Origin of the sequence: Brucella daejeonensis, from assembly GCF_014199265.1 — a bacterium.
Taxonomy (GTDB): Bacteria; Pseudomonadota; Alphaproteobacteria; order Rhizobiales; family Rhizobiaceae; genus Brucella; species Brucella daejeonensis.
Genome location: NZ_JACIJG010000004.1, coordinates 138638 through 155001 on the forward strand (window position 1 = coordinate 138638; position 16364 = coordinate 155001).

The following is a 16364-nucleotide window of genomic DNA, read 5'->3' on the forward strand; positions in this document are numbered from 1 at the left end:
CGGCGATGGGCGAACGCGCACGCGAAACCAATTCAGATGTTGAGATGAGGATTTCATGGCTAGACCCAGAAATCCCCTCGCCAAGGCGGAGGCGGAGGGGAGAAACGTTACGCACCCGACCCGCTTCAAGGGACGGAAAGAACCGAAAGCGGCGACCGATATCGGTAGGGCGCCGAAATGGATGAATGCCGAGCAGGCCAAAGTCTGGAACTTGTTTGCGAAGGAACTGCCTTGGTTGAATGGCTCGCATAGATCGCTCTTGGAAATCGCCACTACGATCCGAACGCGCGTCATAGCGGGCGAGGAAGTCGGCGTACAGGCGTTGAACCTCCTGCGACAGTGTCTCGGTCAAATGGGCGCTACGCCATCCGATGCAACAAAGGTCTCAATGCCGGATAGCGGCGAGGAAAAGGACGATTTGGTAGATGACTAAGACGCCGGCGCTTGACCGCGTGAATACTTACGCGCGCGCCGTGCTCGATGGTGTTGAAGTTGCGGGACCGCATGTCCGGAACGCCTGCCAACGCCATTTCGACGATCTGGCGCAAGCGCATGAACGCGGTTATTTTTGGGATGACGCTAAAGCCAATCGTGCGATGCGGTTCTTCGAAGAGCGACTGAAGCTGAACGACGGTCAGTTCGACGGTAAGCCGTTCAAGCTGCATGCCTCACAGGCTTTCAAGCTGGGCTCGATCTTCGGCTGGGTGGATTCAGACGGCAATCGTCGTTTTCGCCGTGTCTATATCGAGGAAGGCAAAGGTAACGGCAAGTCACCCTTTGCAGGTGGCCTCGGCCTCTATGGGCTGATGTCAGACGGCGAGGCGGGCGCGCAAATTTATGCAGCCGGCGCGAAAAAGGAGCAGGCCCAGATCCTTTTTCAGGATGCCGTTAAAATGGCAAGGGCAGCTCCAAAACTGTCAAAACGCATAACCTTCAGCGGCGGCATTGGACGCGAGTTCAACATCGCCTTTCTTGAGAAAAAGGCATTCTTTCGTCCGATTTCCAAGGATGCAGGTAAAACCGGCAGTGGCCCCCGACCGCACTACGCTTTGTGCGATGAGGTGCACGAACATCCTGACCGCTCAGTCATGGAAATGCTGGAGCGCGGGTTCAAATTTCGACAGCAGCCGCTGCTTTTCATGATCACGAATTCGGGCAGTGACCGAAACAGCGTTTGCTGGGAGGAACATGAGCACGCGGTTCGGGTAGCGGCTGGCACGAAAACGCCTGATGACGACTTCAGTTATGTCGGTGAGGTGATCGACGACACGACATTCGCCTATGTCTGCGCTCTGGACAAGGGTGACGACCCGCTCGAAGATCAGTCTTGCTGGAAGAAGGCTAATCCGCTTCTTGGTGTGATTTTGACCGAGAAGTATCTGGCCGGTGTAGTTGATCAGGCCAAACAGATACCGGGCAAACTGAACGGCATTCTTCGGCTGCATTTTTGCGTCTGGACCTCTGCCGACAAGGCTTGGATGCCACGCGAGACTGTCGAAGCCGTTATGGATGACTTCGACCCGATTGAAGAGCATCGCGGTAAGCAGTTGTTCCTTTCCGTCGACTTGTCCGCCGCGCGCGATATGACGGCCCTTGCCTGCGCTGTGAAAACTGGCACTAAGACCATGGAGCGTGAAGACGGATCGACGATCGAGCTGCCGACGTTCGACGCATGGATTGAAGCATGGACACCAGCGGAAACGCTGAAGGCCCGCGCTCTGGCTGATAAAGCACCATACGATGTGTGGGTAGAGCAGGGATTTCTGAATGCCTCGCCGGGTAAGCGAATTCGGTTCGACTTCGTCGCGCAGCGAGTCGCTCAGTTATCGCAAGAGTTCGACGTCGAAGGCATCGCCTATGACCGCTACGCCTACGACAAGTTCCGCGAGGAACTGGACGCAATCGGCGTTGAAGTCGAGCACATCCCGCATCCACAGGGCGGCAAAGTTCGTGCGAAAGCCAGCGAAAAGAAGATCGAAGCGGCGAAAGCAGCCGGTTTACCCGAGCCTAGAGGCATGTGGATGCCAGGATCTGTCACGGAGCTTGAGAACGCCATTATCGATGGTCGCGTCAGGCTTCGGCGTAATCCAGTGCTCATGACTGCCCTGATGGGCGCCACCTTCGATCGCGATCCGCTCGACAATCGATGGTTCGTGAAAACCAAAGCATCGGTGCGCATCGATGCTGCCGTGGCTCTGGCCATGGTTACGGGTTTTGCAGCCGATACACCTGTCGAGGTCAAGTCCTCGCTATCACCATGGGACGACCCAGAATTTACTCTAACGAAAGCAGCCTCATGAGGATATTCCCGCGGTTCTCGCGTTCGCGACGAGAAGCCGATATTGAACAACGCGCCAGCCCTGAAAACGCTGGTGTACCGGTGAGTGCTGAAAATTTCCTAGCTTACTTTGGCGTTCAACCGGTCAACCTTCCATCTGTCACGATCGAAAGCGCCTTGACCGTGCCCGCGGTTCTTGCTGCGGTTTCATTTCTTTCCCGCACAATGGCCGCGTTGCCTCGTCACGCATATCGTGATGGCAAAGGCGGTTCCAAGCGTCTGGGCGGTAAGCTTGAGACCATTGTGAACACAGCCCCCAACTCGGATATGGGTGCTTTCAAGTTCTGGCAGTACTTTTGGCAGCAGGTTTTTACTGGCGGTCGTGGTCTGGCTTGGATCGAGCGATCGGGAGAAGAAGTTTTGGCTTTGTGGCCTATGGACCCGACCAAAACCACCGTGAAGCGCAAAGGTCTGGCTGTTGTCTACCGATTTGACAACAAGGAATATCCAGCCGCCGACGTCATAGACGTGCCGTTCATGTTGCGGGCCGATGGAATTCGACATTTCGGCCCTATCGCTCAGGCAGCCAAGGCGATTCAGCTTGCCATCGCCATGAATGACTACGGGTCGAACTTCTTCGCCGGCGGCGGCGTTCCTCCTCTAGCTCTAGAAGGCCCTCTGCCGCAAGGCGGGGCGGCCATGCAACGGGCGATGGGCGATATTCATCGCGCAATTGACGAAGCCCGAAAGAGCGAAAAGCCGATCTTTCCAATGCCGCCTGGCCACAAGTTGACCCAGGTTGGCTATGACCCCGCCAAGGGCCAGATGATCGACGCGCGCCGCTTTCAGGTCGAAGAAATCGCCCGCACTTGGCAACTTCCACCTGTATTCTTGCAGGATCTTACGCATGCTAGTTTTTCGAATGCAGAACAGCAGGATCTGCATCTCGTCAAGCACCTGATCATGCAATGGGCCAAGGCTCTCGAAGACGAGATGAACCTGAAGATATTCGAGGTCGCGGGTGGTACGCGTTACATCCGTCACAATCTGGACGGGCTTCTCCGTGGTGACTTCAAGAGCCGCATGGACGGTTATGGGGTGGCAATCCAAAACGGTATCCGGACACCAGATGAAGTGCGTTCTCTGGAAAACTTGCCAGCCAAGGGCGGGGCGGCGGATCAGCTTCATATTCAGGGTGCCACCGTTCCGTTGGGGACGCAACCGGCGATCGCTCAACCCCCTGCCAACGACAATTCTGTTGAGGAAAATGCTGCAGCATGACCGAAATTGAAAAACGTAGTGGGTCTCTCGGCGTAGAGACCCGCGCAGACGACAAAAAGCGTGTGTTGACCGGGTACGCGGTTATCTGGAACAGCAACACGACCATCGGCGACTATTTTGTCGAGCGGATTGCACCCGGCGCATTTTCCGGGTCGATGGGCGGCGACATCCTGGCCCTTCTGCATCACGATTCTGGTCGTGTGCTGGGTCGTACCAAGAGCAACACGCTGAGGCTGAAGGAAGATGCCCGCGGGCTTCACGTCGAAATCGATGTGCCCAACACCACCGACGGTAACGATCTATGGGAACTGGTCGAGCGAGGTGACATCACGGGCATGTCCTTCGGAATGCGGGTAACTAAGCAGGAATGGGATGATACAGGCGCGATACCTCATCGCACCATTCTTGAGGCGGAGCTTTTCGAAGTCACTGCCACTCCCACCCCCGCTTACGAAGACACTCATCTGGCGAAACGCTCATTAGATGCGTGGCGAGCCGAGGCGGATGCGACTATAGCGCGGCGCCGAGATGAAAATCGAACGGCAGCTGCCCGCCGTATCGCTGAGAAACGCGCCTCTTTTGAACAGAGAATTCGCGGCATCGCCTGATGTCGTGACCATTACCCGGCATGCCGGAGGGTCTGCATGGCAGGCCAGAGCAAAACCGTTATCTTCAAGGAAAATCTAATGTCTCTTACCGAACTGCACGAGCAGCGCGGCCGTCTGGTCACGCAGGCTCGCGAAGCCCTCGACGAAATCAAGTCGAATACCGACGAAGCGCGATCCAGTGAGCTGAACGAGCGCCATGACCGCATCATGACGGAATTTGATAGGATCGAAAATCTTATCAAGCGCGAGAAGACTCTCGCTGAAATTGAAGCGCGCGCAGCAGATGAGCGAGCACGACAGCGCCCGATTTCCGATTCCGAAGGTCGCGGTAGCGATGTCGGCGACGAAATCGAATATCGTTCCGTGTTCTATAAATTTCTCGCCAACAATGCCGATATCGGCGAATTGTCGGCAGAAGAGCGTACCGTTCTAAAGCGCGGCGTTCAGCCCGCCGCCGAGACCCGTACCCAGGTAACGGCGACCAACGCCGCTGGCGGTTACACCGTACCGGTCGAGCTCGCCAACGAGATCGTCAAGTCTATGAAGGCTTGGGGCCCGATGTACGATGAGGACATCGCGACCGAGATCGTTACTTCCGCTGGTAATCGTATCAACATTCCGACCGTTGATGATACCGGAGTTGAAGCCGAAAAGCATACCGAAGGAACGCCATTGACCGACGATGGCGGCAAGGACGTGACGTTCGGTCAGAAGAATCTTGACGCGTTCGTTTACGACACTGAGTTCGTCAAGTTCTCCATGGAACTTGCACAGGATTCAATTTTCAGCGTTGAAGCCCTGCTTGGCCAGCTTCTGGGCGAGCGCCTTGGTCGTATTGCAAACAAGCAGCTGACCATCGGCACCGGCACTGACAGCCCGAACGGTCTCGTCACCGCCTCTTCGCTTGGCAAGGAAACGGCTGCCTCGGCGGCGATCACTTCTGACGAACTGATCGACCTGCTGCATTCGGTCGACCCAGCTTATCGCCAGAGCCCGAAAACGCGTTGGATGTTCAACGACCTTACCCTTGGTTCGGTCCGTAAGATCAAGGATAACGAAGGTCGTTACATCTGGTCGATGGGTGATATCACGAAGGGCGAGCCCGGCACCCTTCTTGGTTATCGATACAGCATCAACCAGGCAATGGCTGGCATCGGCGCGGGCAACAAGCCAATCGTGTTCGGTGACTTCGGCAAGTACTTTGTCCGAAAGGTCGGTTCTCCGGTGATTGGCGTTCTTCGCGAGCGCTTTTGGCCGGATCTCGGCATTGCCGGCATCATCCGCTTTGACGGTGAGCTCGGCGATACCGCTGCGGTCAAGCATCTCGTAAACGCTGCATCTGGCGGCTAATCAATCTTCGGGGCGGTTTATCCGCCCCGTTCCTTTTTGGGGACGCTCATGAAAATTACTATTACGACCAGTCTGTCAGGGCCGACCTACACGCTCGAACCTGGCGCCGTCGCCGACTTTGCCGAGGCCGAAGCGATCCGCCTCATCAACGCTGGTTTTGCTATTCCCGCTACAGATGATGGCGAAGTCGAACGTGCTGTGAAATCCGTTCCCAATGGGGAGAGGCGCGAGAAGCGAGGCCGATCGAATGTGGCATCCGTATAAGGTCGCGCAAGGTCCGACGGGCGATGTCATCGCGCTTGAGGATGTAAAGCGCCATTTGAATGTGATGCACGACGATGATGACGTTTACATCCGATCGCTCATTACGGCCGCATCTGACTTTGTTGAGAAGTATTGCGGGATCGTCGTCGCGGGGCAAAAGATCGAAGCGTCATGCGATGCTTTTTCCGACATGTCTCGTCTCTCGGTTGGTCCGGTATCAGAAGTCGATAAGATCGAATATATCGCTCCCGACGGATCGAAGAACTCGGTAAACGCTGATGCATATGTTTTGAACAGCGATGGTGTCGAGCCGTCGATTGCCTCGGCATATGGAAGCCGTTGGCCGATTGTTCGGCCCGGGGCTCGTATAGCGGTCACCATGAATGCAGGTTTCAATCCACTTCCAGCATCTATTCGTCACGCCATGCTGTTGTGGATTGCCGATGCCTACCTCGTTCGGGCTAACAGTGCGACGGTCGAATGGTCGGCTTTTGACAGCCTGCTTTGCAATTACCGAAGAGGTCGATGATGGCCGACACGAAGTATCGAGCTGATGCAATCGGCCAGTTGAACGCCCGCATTACCTTTGCCAAACGGGTCGAGATTGATGATGGTTTCGGCGGCACCCGCGGAGAATGGGTTGACCAGTTTACCGTACCGGCACGCTTGAAACCGAAGTTTGGCGGCAATGCTGAAAGCCTCGTTGCATCAAGGCTGGTTTCAAAACAGCCCTATAACTTGACGATCTACAGCAGCACAGCAGCGAGACAGGTCACAGCCTCCTGGCGCGCCTATGATGCTCGGGCAGGCAAGACCGGCGAAAACCCAAATCGCGTTTTTGGCATTAAAACCATCGTCAACCCCGACGAAACAAACCGCTTTCTCGAAATGCTGGTTATTGAAAACGAGGTCGCCTGATGGTGGTTCGTGCGAAGCTTAAGCGCACCGATCTGATGAAGAAGATTCAGCAGATCGCGCCGAAGGCGATCGAAAAGATGGCCGAAGCCCAGTTGCAGGTTGCTGAAGAAGTTGCCGAAGCAATCAAGGCGCGCGCTCCAGTTCGCGCCAATGGCGGTGGCGAATACAGAGATAGCATCCACGCCGCCAAGCAAAGCGATAATCCAGGCAAAGAGGTCTTCGGCGCCCGCAAATCGACGGACCCGAATGCTGTCGGCGTCTACGGAAGCTGGATCTGGCGCTTTCTGGAATTCGGCACGAAGGCAAGCGCTGGCACCGCTGCTCGCGTCGATCGTCGGTACAAGTCTGGCACAGTCATGACCAAGGCCAAAGGGCCGCACGCCGCTACACCCGCTATGCCGCACGTTTTCCCAGTCTGGCGCGGCATGCGGAAGAAAGCCGTCAGACGCATTCGTGCGGCTATGAATAAGGCGATCAGAGAGGCCATGCAAAAATGATCGATAGCGAAAGCTTGGAATTACAGGGCGCTGTTGTTTCTCGTTTGAAAGCATGGCCAGACCTGCAAGCTCTCGTCGGTACCAAGATTTACGACATCGTGCCGTCAGACACTACTGCGCCTTACGTCGAGATCGGTGACTTTGATGATCATCGAGACGACAAAACCTGCGTTTCCGGTCGGCTTATTTACGTGACCATTCACGTCTGGACAAAAGCACCGGCTGGTAGCAGCCGTGTGGAGGCCAGCCGGATCGCAAGGGCCGTAGAAGGTGCGCTCACTGAAGCCAGCCTGACGATGCCGTCATATCGGCTCGTTTCTTTGGACCACACCCGAACGCAAGTCTTCAAAGACCTGGATGACGCCCACCTCCATGGTGTCGTCGAGTTTACCGCCAGGACAGAACGTCTGGCCTAGCCCACCTCCCCAAACAATCAGTTCAACCGCAGCCCGCCATTTCGGCGGGCTTTTTTATTGAAAGGCCATAAAATGGCTGATGGACAGCAAATCGGTCGCCTTCTCCTCATTCAGATCGGCGATGGTGAAACTCCCGAAGTTTTCACGAACCTCTGCGGCTTGCAGACCCGTTCGTTCAATATGTCGGCTAACTCCGTCGATACCACTATCCCAGATTGTCAGAATCCCGGTGCAACGCCGCAGAAGACTGGCGTGCCTGGTATCAAGCAGCGCACATTTACCGGCTCCGGTAAGTTCGTGGCGGGTGCGAATTCCGCCTACTTCATCGGCAAGGTGAACGACGCTGCGATTTTCAACGCGATCGTAATTGTTCCTGGCCTTGGCTCATATGAAGGCCCGTGGTTCGTGACGGACTTTGAATTCTCCGGCGAGCAGGAAGGCAATATGGACTTCAGCGCTACCTTCGAAGCAGCAGGTCCGCTGACTTTCGAAGCTGAGGTATAACATGGAGCTTCCGGTTAACGGAGCTCGCGGCGAAGTCGGCGTCACTATCGGTGGCGTCGAAATCGTCCTCGCGGCGACCATGGGCGGACTGGCGGCTGTTTCTGAAGAGCTCGGCTGCAAGTCAATGAACGAGCTGTTCGCACGACTGTCGGACGCCGAGATCAACGCTGCAATTGTCGGCCTTCGACACTTAACGGTGCAGGGCGACGCAGCTGCGGCTATCGAGCGATTGAATTTAAGCCATTTCGCTTCGCTCTCCACTGCATTTCAGGCTGCGCTAGCGCACCATTTTCAGGGCGACTCGGGAAACGGAAAGGCCAAGGGAAAAGCGTAGCTGCCGATTTCCCTTGGCTGGCGTGGCAGCAGGCAGCTTTCGGAATCCTTAGATGGACGCCGAAAACATTCTGGAACTCGTCTCTGACGGAGTTCCTTGCCGCTCTTGATGGCTTCACGGAAGCCCGAGGCGGGAAGAAAAACGCAGAGCCACCGACCGACGCGCAGATGGATGATCTGCTCAAGAAATACGGAAAACCCAAGAAGCCCGCCTAGTGCGGGCTTTTTCTTTTTATGGAGAGCCGCGTGGCCGAAGAAAACACCGATATTATTCTATCCATTTCCTCAGATGTCGCATCGATGCGACGTGCGCAGAAGCGAATGGAAGAAATGCTGAACTCTATGGGCAGGAGTTCCGACAGCGCCTTCAATAAAATAGCAGACCGGGCCAATGCCGATATGCGCCGCATTGAGGAGGGCGCAATCAAGCTGCGCCGGCAGCTCGACGCGACATTTCAGCAGTCATTCGGGAGCAGCTTAAACAAAGGACTGGCTGCGGTTGGTTCCGTTCTCGGAACGAACGAAGTCCGCAAGTACGCAGACCAATGGACGACTGCCGAAAACATGTTGAAGGCAGCGACCGCTGCCACCGGTATGCAGACACGCTCGTTAAAGGAGTTGCGTTTTGGAGCGGACGACGCTCGCGTGTCCGTCGAGGATTACGTCGATCTTTACGCGCGCATGGTGCGCTCGGCATCTGGTGTAGCCAAGTCCGAGAACGAAATTGCGTTGGCGACCAATCTCGTTTCTAAAGCGTTCAAGGCCGGCGGCGCGTCTGCGCAGGAACAGGCGGCTGGTATTCTCCAGCTTGGTCAGGCGCTCGGCAGTGGCGTTTTGCAGGGTGATGAACTGCGATCGCTGCGCGAAAACGCGCCTATCGTCGCCAAGGCTATCGCGGATGAATTCGGCGTGACGGTTGCGAAACTTAAAGATCTCGGCGCCGAAGGCAAGCTCACGTCTGATCGCGTGTTTAGAGCGATCATAAACGCGCAAAAGACGATTGAAGCACAGTTTGCCGCCACGAACGCGACCATTGGCGACGGCATGACCGCCATTAATAATGCCATGCTCCAGTATATTGGCACGGCCGGTGATATGACCGGCATTTCGGCCACCGTATCGCGCGCCTTGATTCTGATTTCGCAGAATTTCGACCAGGTAGCGGATGCAGGCATGCAGCTGGCCGCGGTTCTGGCCGGTGTGCTCGTCGGTCGGTCTTTGGGCGGCATGATCCGGACGCTTGGAACCACGACAGCGGCTCTCGTTAAGTTCCATCAAGCGGCGAAGGCCGCGCAGGGCGCTATGGGCCTTGTGCAGGCTATGGGCGGTCTCGGAGCGGCAGCTGGCCCGCTTGGCGCTATTATCGGTGGTGCGCTTGTGCTGGCCGTTGGTAACTATACCGTCAGCGCCATGGCCGCGCAGAAAAACTCAGACTCTCTTCGCGCTGAGATGGAAAAGCTCGGGCTGGTTGCGCCCAAGGCCGCGGATGGGATCGATAAGGCGGCTGAGTCGCTGGATAATCTGGCCGATCCGGAGAAGGCGAGGAAGCTTAAGAATATCGCCAGTGAGCTTGAGCGGTTGCGGAATGGTGGCGGACGTTGGGGTAGCCTTCTTGGGCAGGGCGACGAACTGGATGTTTTGTCTGCGAATGCTACGGCTCCGCTCAAGAATGTCATGCAGAATCTTGGCATGTCAGATGCAGACAAATCTGCGCGACGTGAAATTGCAAACCTCATCAGCGATTTCCAAAACTTCGCAATTACCGCAGATAAGGCGAAGGAGCGACTTCATGCGATCAATAACACTTACGTCAGTAAGGGGGTCGTTGAACTTACTGAACGGGTTCAGGAATCCATTGACCGCATGTCTGGCCTTCAGGCCATGTCAACGCGCGTCGGCGAAATGCCCGGCATTCAGGAAGCCGAGCAGCGGGTTCTGGAGTTTCGCGATCAACTGGAAAACTTGCGCCAGCAGGAATTCATTGACGATCAGCAGAAGGCGCAACTTCAAGGAATAATCGATAAACTCCTTGAAACCAAAACTGGTGCCGGTGAAGCGGTTACCGCCATCAACAGCCTGTCTAACGCCAACCCCAGCATTGCCGGTTTTCTCTCTACAATGGAGCAGGCCATTGTCACCTTGGGCGGAGTGTATGACGCTGCCGTGAAAGCCCGCAAGGCTATGGCCGCTGCCTACCCGGTAGGCGTCCCTGACGAAGCAAAAGCCACAAGCTCCGCCAACGATCCCTTCATCATTCAGCGGAAAAAAGAAAATGCAGCCGCTGCCGATTTCGAGAAAAACGCCACCCGCCGCGCTGGCTTGACCAAGTCCCAGCTTGAGCTCGAAACTAAGCTGGCTGATGTCCGCAAGCGTCTTCAATCCGAAGGTGTGACGAAGCCAGACGAGGATATGGTGAAGCGCATCGCTGACGCCGAACTGGCTGGCGAAAAAGCTCGATCCAAGGAAGGCAAAAAGCCGAAGGACGTTAAGAAGTCCACCGACCAGAAGATCGACTCCGACATCCAAGCTGTAAAGGACCGCACCGAAGCGTTGCGCCTCGAGGCCGAGATGGTCGGCAAGTCCACGGCCGAGCAGGAAAAGCGCCGCATAGCGATGGATCTCGAGCAGGCCGCGCTGGCGAAGCTCAAGGACGAGGCGATCAAAAAAGGCCAGAAAGATTTGTCGAACATAAAAATTTCGGCGGATCAGCGGGCCCAGATCGACCAAGTTGCTGAGGCCTATGGACGGGAAGCGGCTGCCTTGCAGTTGGTTGAAGACCGGCAGCGACGTTCTGAGCAAGCCGCGAACGACTTTTACGAGTCATTCAAAAGCAGCACGATCGGTGCAATTACTGGCGCAAACAGTCTGGCGGACGCGTTGAAGAACATCGGCAACAGGTTGGCCGAACTGTTCCTGAACGCCGGTTTTGATGCTCTGTTTAAGCCGTCGTCCAACGGCATGAGTGGTGGAGCATTCGGCGGCTTCTTTAACAGCATCGGCAGTTTGATCGGGCTGAAAGACGGCGGCCAGATACCGGGCTATGATAGCGGCGGCCGTATTCGTGGTCCTGGCGGACCACGTGACGATAAGGTGCTTTTGTGGGGTAGCAACGGCGAGTTTATGATGAACGCGGCAGCAACGCAGAAGTGGCTGCCAGTACTTGAAGCCATGAACGCCGGTCGGTTGCCAGAACTGCGCGATGGTGGCGGAGTTGGCTTTTCGGCGCCGCGTATTTCGTCGGCGTCGATTCCTGTTCCTAGCATCCCCAGTGTCGCCCAGCTGTCGGGCAATTCCAGCGTCGATAACTCGCGCACCGATAATTCGGTGAGCGGACCGACCATTAACGTGACGGTCAATGGTGCCACCGGCAATGCCGAAGTATCATCGATGGTGCAGGAAGGGATCGCAAAGAGCATGATGGCCTGGCAGCGATCGCCTCATTTTGCGAATGCAGTTTCGCAGGGTGTCAAACAAGCCAATAGCCGCGGAATGTTGCGGCGCTGAATTAAACATGGACGGCCCAAAGGCCGTCCATTTTCTTTTTGGAGATAAAGATGAACATTTATTTCGTGACGCCAGCACCTGCACAAGGTGGCGACATTCGCGTACTGCAGGACGATGAAAAGACGCCGATCGTCGGGTTCTTGTCACATGAGGAAGCGGAGGACTTCGCACAGCGCATGGCCCGTCGCTATCCCGGTAATCAGTTTTGGGTCATGGAAGGCACGGCCACGAAGGCGTTTATTACCGATCCCTTGCCGGTGCGGGAATGCACTCCGGCCGTCGGGGAGTTCTGAAATGGCCGAAACGCTTCCCGAAGGCCTAAATTATCAGGCGAGCCCGCTCAAGCTCAATCGGTCAGTTTCAACGTCCCGATACGGCGATCGGGCAGTCGCGTTCATCGAGAATGGCGATCCATATTGGTCGTGGACCGCCAGTATAATCTCGCTTAGCCCTGCCGACCGAAAGCGGCTTGAGGCGTTTTCAGATCGCTGCCGCGGCGGTCAGGTGACGGTCCACTTCACGCCGAAAGACGCTTGTATTCCGCAAGCCTATTGGGGCGACGCCGATAATCCGGCAATCACAGGCACCGCGACGCTGGCTGCGATCAACGGCAACTCGCTGACTTTCAACGGCGTGGTGTCTGGACTGATTTTGACGGAAGGCGACCTGCTAGGCTTTACGATCGGCGACTACAACTTCATCGCGCGCGTTGTAGCCGACGCCACTGCGGTCAGTACGAGTTTGCAGGTGAAGATCGAGCCGTTTCTGCCTTCATATATCGGCGTCGGCTCTACGGTGCGTTTCAAGAATCCCGTCATGAATATGCGGATGATGCCGAACAGCTTGGAAATCGGCGATGGCTTTTTCCCCGATGCATCATTTCAGCTTGTTGAAGTGCCGAGGTAGTAGCCTATGTTCGTTTACTTGTGGTCTTAAAGGTCGATAACAGTTTTTCAGGAACGAAAAAAAGATCCCGCCTAGCCCTGGAGCACGCGACATATAGTTTGTTGCGTGTTTCGGGATTGATGTTAAGAAAACTGCCGCTTTCCCATGCTTTAACATTGCTCGGATTGAGTACCACGCATACGTCTTGGTAACTGTCGATCCCTTTTGATCCACCCCAGTTATTTGAAAAGCAACCAAACTTGTAGTGTTCTTTCAAGAACAGTTTTACTATGTTTGGATCTCGGTAAATCTCATGCGCTGCTTTTTGGTCGTCCAAATATTTAACTGTTGTTTCTTTTGGGCCTGACGATTGGATCGAAATTCCTATTCGATCGGTAATAAAATCACAGACGGTCTTACTGCACCTTCTGCTAAACTTCAGGCTGAAATTGTCTAAGTTAAAATTAGCTTTTCTAAATCGTTGTTGATAGGCTTCAAAGTCTAGGTGAAGATTAGAGTTCACGTTGCCGTCGCGGCTGGTGTCAAAAGTATGTTGATAAAAATCACCAACAAAAACACTAGTCAATTCTGATTCACTAATAGCCAAGAGAAAATTGAAGTCATGACCTGAAAAGTCTTGAACTTCATCAACAAGCAAAACGTCGAAATATCGTTCCAGTCGATGGTTTATTGCTTTGTACAGATTTTCTTTCTCAAGCAATTTTGCAACGCGATTTGAATAAAGATACCGATTTTTAGTGATATATCTTCTATCATCGATAGAGCTGTATCTAGGAAATATAGGAGGGAGATCAAAAATTATTCCTCGCGTATTCTTTCTTTGTCTTAAAAACGGTTTATAGCAGAATCCGTGCAAAAAGCTGAAGTACGTAAAAATTATTATGTTCGCAGGTAAGTACCCAAATCTATTTATTATTTTGGTGCGAATGTTGTTATAGTTCGCCTGAGTGTAAGTTATAATTAAGAAGCGACGCTCCTCATCCAAGCTTGAAACGAGGTGTGTAGTCTTTCCGGCGCCGGCAACCGCAAAAATTACGCTCTTATCCATGTTATTGCTTTTTGGATGTAATCTGGAACGGCTAGAGATGCACCATGGGCGCAAAGCAATTGGAACGCTGCGTCTGTTTTGTTTTTCAGCATGAAATCCTGAACTGTTAGCTTCTTTCTGCCCTCGGAGAATAGTGTTTCGCACTTCTCTCTATTGTCTTGATACATACAGACTTCGAATGTCGAGCGATTGTTATCAGTGTCTGCAAAAATATTTATGCTTTCCGTTGTGTAATTTTCGTAGTTGGCTACACAGTTTGTTTGGAAGTCGCTATCATTGTCGCGAATAGCGGCAACTTTTATTCCCAGTATCTTGGCAAGCTCAAGGTATCTCTTAAAGCTAGTCCCATCGATTGAAATGATATGGACGCCATCTTCATCAGGACTGATCCCATCAGTGCAATTCTTATAAAGAGCATCCATGAGAATGAACTCGGCGTCACCCTCGAGGAGGATCGCTTTTTTACACAATGCTAGTTCCAAGACATTGTTATCGGGCGCTTTCATAAAAAATTTTGCGGTTTCATTGCTCAAGTGCTTGAGCGTTGCCGGTCGGGAAGGGTATTCCTCACTGAGGATTATGACGTTTTGCAAATCCAATCGGGTCGCAATGAAGCTGCTGTGAGTGGCAATGATTAACTGCTTCTTTGTTGAAGACCGTATGCGATCAATCAATTGGCGCATGTGAACATTGCTTAGATGGTTTTCTGGCTCTTCCAGTAGGAGTAAATCGAGACCTTGCCCTTCATTCCGTAATGCAAATTCTGTTTTTATGAAGCATTGACGGCCCTTTCCCTTGCTATCAACAGGAATATCAGCTTCGGTAAGGATGATATCAGTTTCTACATTCGATTTTTGGCTTGTGCGCAGATCAAATTGATATTTTGGTAATGTGTCATTCAGTGACTTGAGTACGCTTTCTGTGAATCTCGATTTGGATTTGCGATACTCGAAGCTGTGATGATTTCGCTCAGATGCCGATGCATGTGCGGCATACATCGCACGGGTGTATTCGCGGGTGGCATATTCGTTATTGATTTGAGAGCTATCAATCAGGAGGTGTCGAACAGGCTTCCTATAATGGAAAATTGCCTCGTCGGTAAAAGTCTGAAAATGAATTGAATAATATTCAAATGGGAAACTGTCGTGCGCATCAGACAGTATTGTCGAGATATCTTTCGAATATTCGTCCATTGGCTTGCATGTTAATTTAATGCCAATATGATCTCTACCGTAGGTGTTATTTCGACCGTCTAGATCGAAGCGTCCTTGAATATCGTCTAGATAAATCTCAACCAACATTTCCGGTAAATCTTCGATGCGCCTAGCGCTGCGCATAAATGCGGCGATCGTCTCCGCATTTAACAGGTTTTCCAAACCTGCTGACTCGATCTTGCTACGACTAGCGCTGAGGACAAGATCTATTGCTTGCAGTACTGAACTCTTCCCCGCCTCGTTACCGCCAATAAGGACATTGATGTCGTTGGAGAAATCCAATTCCAGAGATTTGAAACGCTTGAAGTTTCTCAGAATAAGCTTTTTTATTGTGGCCATGCTGCGATAACCTGTAGAGCTGCACCGATAATGACAGCGCAAAAGCCTAACCTAAAAATCCACATTCGCCGGTTGAGCCGATGAACACTGTCAAGAATCAATATCGAATCCAGTTGTTCGGCGGTGACGGTGTCGGGATCAACGTTCTCGAGCAGCTTTTTGGCCTTTGGAGAAATATCGGTGTAGCCATTGAATTTCGGCGAGCCACCGGACTTCGCAATCAAGTCAGATTGTTCAATTTCCAGTCTATTTAAACTGTCATACATCGAAGTGCGCCATTCGAACGCAAGCATGCAGACTCCCAAGGTATTGATGAGAATCCCTATAGGGGAGAGCCAAGGAAGCGCTAAAAGATTCTCGATCACTCTGCTTTACCTATCCGCAAAGATCTGCGCAGGCCTAGCCGTGCGGGCTGTCGAGACCGGAGCAGGGGCACTTCCAGCCACTGGCTGTTTCCCGCTGAGCGAAGCAGCGATCTGCTTTTGTGACTCGCTAATGCTTGCAGCGTATTCGACCAATTGTCCGATGCAATAGAGAAACACGCCAGAGACTACGGCGCTGCACCCTGCGGTAAGCGCAAATGAACCGCCGCGGTTCATCTCGATAAAGCCCATAAGCGCCAACAGCGCACCGCCGACCAAGCTTAATAGCCCAAGAATTTTTGCCGCTGTTGCCATGATTGCCCCTCCAACACGATAATCTGGAAGGTGCCTCATTTAGCCGGCGATATCAACTATCGAAGCGTCTTGTGGGACGCCGTACTGGGCTGAACGGTCTATACCTGGCGTGGAAACAATTCCGCTCGAACGCTGAGGATGCCGACGGGCGAAGCGCCAGATCCTCACGCCAATATCAAGCTGGAATTGTGTGGTAGCAGGCTTGCTATCGGTTCGGGGAGCAAGAC

The 16364-nt window shown here is 53.6% G+C and carries 20 protein-coding genes; 16 read left to right on the forward strand and 4 right to left on the reverse strand.

All coding sequences use genetic code 11. The features are described 5' to 3' along the window. Positions 1 to 55: 55 nt before the first annotated feature. The 16 genes from FHS76_RS06415 (at position 56) to FHS76_RS06490 (ending at position 12859) form a co-directional block, all read left to right on the forward strand. Positions 56 to 433 (forward strand): hypothetical protein, encoded by a 378-nt coding sequence (locus FHS76_RS06415; RefSeq protein WP_183649739.1) that lies wholly within the window; start codon positions 56 to 58, stop codon positions 431 to 433. Continuing rightward, positions 426 to 2300 carry a terminase large subunit gene (locus FHS76_RS06420; protein ID WP_183649742.1) on the forward strand — a complete coding sequence of 625 codons (1875 nt, stop codon included), beginning with the start codon at positions 426 to 428 and terminating at the stop codon, positions 2298 to 2300. The genes FHS76_RS06415 and FHS76_RS06420 overlap by 8 nt, the downstream gene beginning before the upstream one ends. Beyond that, positions 2297 to 3559 (forward strand): phage portal protein, encoded by a 1263-nt coding sequence (locus FHS76_RS06425; protein ID WP_183649745.1) that lies wholly within the window; start codon positions 2297 to 2299, stop codon positions 3557 to 3559. Before FHS76_RS06420 ends, FHS76_RS06425 begins: the two co-directional genes overlap by 4 nt. After that, positions 3556 to 4167 (forward strand): HK97 family phage prohead protease, encoded by a 612-nt coding sequence (locus FHS76_RS06430; protein ID WP_183649747.1) that lies wholly within the window; start codon positions 3556 to 3558, stop codon positions 4165 to 4167. Before FHS76_RS06425 ends, FHS76_RS06430 begins: the two co-directional genes overlap by 4 nt. 78 nt (positions 4168 to 4245) lie before the next feature. After that, a complete protein-coding gene (locus tag FHS76_RS06435) occupies positions 4246 to 5517 on the forward strand; it encodes a phage major capsid protein (RefSeq protein WP_183649750.1) in 1272 nt (423 codons plus the stop codon). 48 nt (positions 5518 to 5565) lie between these two features. Next, complete coding sequence (locus FHS76_RS06440) at positions 5566 to 5781, forward strand: hypothetical protein (RefSeq protein WP_109367601.1); 216 nt, start codon at positions 5566 to 5568, stop codon at positions 5779 to 5781. Continuing rightward, positions 5765 to 6310 (forward strand): head-tail connector protein, encoded by a 546-nt coding sequence (locus tag FHS76_RS06445; RefSeq protein WP_151682074.1) that lies wholly within the window; start codon positions 5765 to 5767, stop codon positions 6308 to 6310. The genes FHS76_RS06440 and FHS76_RS06445 overlap by 17 nt, the downstream gene beginning before the upstream one ends. Then, positions 6310 to 6699, forward strand: a complete 390-nt coding sequence (locus FHS76_RS06450) for a head-tail adaptor protein (RefSeq protein WP_167518106.1) — start codon at positions 6310 to 6312, stop codon at positions 6697 to 6699. Before FHS76_RS06445 ends, FHS76_RS06450 begins: the two co-directional genes overlap by 1 nt. Continuing rightward, positions 6699 to 7196 (forward strand): HK97-gp10 family putative phage morphogenesis protein, encoded by a 498-nt coding sequence (locus FHS76_RS06455; RefSeq protein WP_151682072.1) that lies wholly within the window; start codon positions 6699 to 6701, stop codon positions 7194 to 7196. The genes FHS76_RS06450 and FHS76_RS06455 overlap by 1 nt, the downstream gene beginning before the upstream one ends. Then, positions 7193 to 7612 carry a DUF3168 domain-containing protein gene (locus tag FHS76_RS06460; protein ID WP_151682071.1) on the forward strand — a complete coding sequence of 140 codons (420 nt, stop codon included), beginning with the start codon at positions 7193 to 7195 and terminating at the stop codon, positions 7610 to 7612. The genes FHS76_RS06455 and FHS76_RS06460 overlap by 4 nt, the downstream gene beginning before the upstream one ends. Positions 7613 to 7684: 72 nt before the next feature. Beyond that, positions 7685 to 8116 carry a phage major tail protein, TP901-1 family gene (locus FHS76_RS06465; RefSeq protein ID WP_151682070.1) on the forward strand — a complete coding sequence of 144 codons (432 nt, stop codon included), beginning with the start codon at positions 7685 to 7687 and terminating at the stop codon, positions 8114 to 8116. Position 8117: 1 nt separating this feature from the next. After that, positions 8118 to 8450, forward strand: a complete 333-nt coding sequence (locus FHS76_RS06470; RefSeq protein WP_151682069.1) for a hypothetical protein — start codon at positions 8118 to 8120, stop codon at positions 8448 to 8450. Between the two features lie 17 nt (positions 8451 to 8467). Beyond that, positions 8468 to 8665: a phage tail assembly chaperone gene (locus FHS76_RS22880; RefSeq protein WP_210273650.1), complete on the forward strand. Its 198-nt coding sequence runs from the start codon at positions 8468 to 8470 to the stop codon at positions 8663 to 8665. Positions 8666 to 8695: 30 nt separating this feature from the next. Continuing rightward, positions 8696 to 11953 (forward strand): tape measure protein, encoded by a 3258-nt coding sequence (locus FHS76_RS06480; protein ID WP_183649754.1) that lies wholly within the window; start codon positions 8696 to 8698, stop codon positions 11951 to 11953. Between the two features lie 50 nt (positions 11954 to 12003). Next, a complete protein-coding gene (locus FHS76_RS06485; protein ID WP_151682067.1) occupies positions 12004 to 12246 on the forward strand; it encodes a hypothetical protein in 243 nt (80 codons plus the stop codon). A 1-nt stretch (position 12247) separates the two neighbouring features. Continuing rightward, positions 12248 to 12859, forward strand: coding sequence for a hypothetical protein (locus FHS76_RS06490; protein ID WP_151682066.1), 612 nt, complete (start codon positions 12248 to 12250; stop codon positions 12857 to 12859). A 4-nt stretch (positions 12860 to 12863) separates the two neighbouring features. On the opposite strand, the gene FHS76_RS06495 is transcribed toward FHS76_RS06490, so the two are convergent. Genes FHS76_RS06495 through FHS76_RS06510 form a run of 4 tightly spaced genes read right to left on the reverse strand, consistent with a single transcriptional unit; the run spans position 12864 to position 16137 of the window. After that, complete coding sequence (locus FHS76_RS06495; protein ID WP_151682065.1) at positions 12864 to 13907, reverse strand: AAA family ATPase; 1044 nt, start codon at positions 13905 to 13907, stop codon at positions 12864 to 12866. Continuing rightward, positions 13892 to 15460: an ATP-dependent nuclease gene (locus tag FHS76_RS06500; protein WP_183649757.1), complete on the reverse strand. Its 1569-nt coding sequence runs from the start codon at positions 15458 to 15460 to the stop codon at positions 13892 to 13894. The genes FHS76_RS06495 and FHS76_RS06500 overlap by 16 nt, the downstream gene beginning before the upstream one ends. Further along, positions 15448 to 15825, reverse strand: a complete 378-nt coding sequence (locus FHS76_RS06505; protein WP_151682063.1) for a hypothetical protein — start codon at positions 15823 to 15825, stop codon at positions 15448 to 15450. The genes FHS76_RS06500 and FHS76_RS06505 overlap by 13 nt, the downstream gene beginning before the upstream one ends. A gap of 6 nt (positions 15826 to 15831) precedes the next feature. Next, entirely contained in the window at positions 15832 to 16137 is a 306-nt protein-coding gene (locus FHS76_RS06510) for a hypothetical protein (protein ID WP_151682062.1), read from the reverse strand. Positions 16138 to 16364: the final 227 nt, after the last annotated feature.

Excerpts from the sequence above, each read along its gene's own strand:
- FHS76_RS06415 (WP_183649739.1), top strand. The coding sequence starts at position 56 with ATGGCTAGACCCAGAAATCCCCTCGCCAAGGCGGAGGCGGAGGGGAGA.
- FHS76_RS06420 (WP_183649742.1), top strand. The coding sequence starts at position 426 with ATGACTAAGACGCCGGCGCTTGACCGCGTGAATACTTACGCGCGCGCC.
- FHS76_RS06425 (WP_183649745.1), top strand. The coding sequence starts at position 2,297 with ATGAGGATATTCCCGCGGTTCTCGCGTTCGCGACGAGAAGCCGATATT.
- FHS76_RS06430 (WP_183649747.1), top strand. The coding sequence starts at position 3,556 with ATGACCGAAATTGAAAAACGTAGTGGGTCTCTCGGCGTAGAGACCCGC.
- FHS76_RS06435 (WP_183649750.1), top strand. The coding sequence starts at position 4,246 with ATGTCTCTTACCGAACTGCACGAGCAGCGCGGCCGTCTGGTCACGCAG.
- FHS76_RS06440 (WP_109367601.1), top strand. The coding sequence starts at position 5,566 with ATGAAAATTACTATTACGACCAGTCTGTCAGGGCCGACCTACACGCTC.
- FHS76_RS06445 (WP_151682074.1), top strand. The coding sequence starts at position 5,765 with ATGTGGCATCCGTATAAGGTCGCGCAAGGTCCGACGGGCGATGTCATC.
- FHS76_RS06450 (WP_167518106.1), top strand. The coding sequence starts at position 6,310 with ATGGCCGACACGAAGTATCGAGCTGATGCAATCGGCCAGTTGAACGCC.
- FHS76_RS06455 (WP_151682072.1), top strand. The coding sequence starts at position 6,699 with ATGGTGGTTCGTGCGAAGCTTAAGCGCACCGATCTGATGAAGAAGATT.
- FHS76_RS06460 (WP_151682071.1), top strand. The coding sequence starts at position 7,193 with ATGATCGATAGCGAAAGCTTGGAATTACAGGGCGCTGTTGTTTCTCGT.
- FHS76_RS06465 (WP_151682070.1), top strand. The coding sequence starts at position 7,685 with ATGGCTGATGGACAGCAAATCGGTCGCCTTCTCCTCATTCAGATCGGC.
- FHS76_RS06470 (WP_151682069.1), top strand. The coding sequence starts at position 8,118 with ATGGAGCTTCCGGTTAACGGAGCTCGCGGCGAAGTCGGCGTCACTATC.
- FHS76_RS06485 (WP_151682067.1), top strand. The coding sequence starts at position 12,004 with ATGAACATTTATTTCGTGACGCCAGCACCTGCACAAGGTGGCGACATT.
- FHS76_RS06490 (WP_151682066.1), top strand. The coding sequence starts at position 12,248 with ATGGCCGAAACGCTTCCCGAAGGCCTAAATTATCAGGCGAGCCCGCTC.
- FHS76_RS06495 (WP_151682065.1), bottom strand. The coding sequence starts at position 13,907 with ATGGATAAGAGCGTAATTTTTGCGGTTGCCGGCGCCGGAAAGACTACA.
- FHS76_RS06500 (WP_183649757.1), bottom strand. The coding sequence starts at position 15,460 with ATGGCCACAATAAAAAAGCTTATTCTGAGAAACTTCAAGCGTTTCAAA.
- FHS76_RS06510 (WP_151682062.1), bottom strand. The coding sequence starts at position 16,137 with ATGGCAACAGCGGCAAAAATTCTTGGGCTATTAAGCTTGGTCGGCGGT.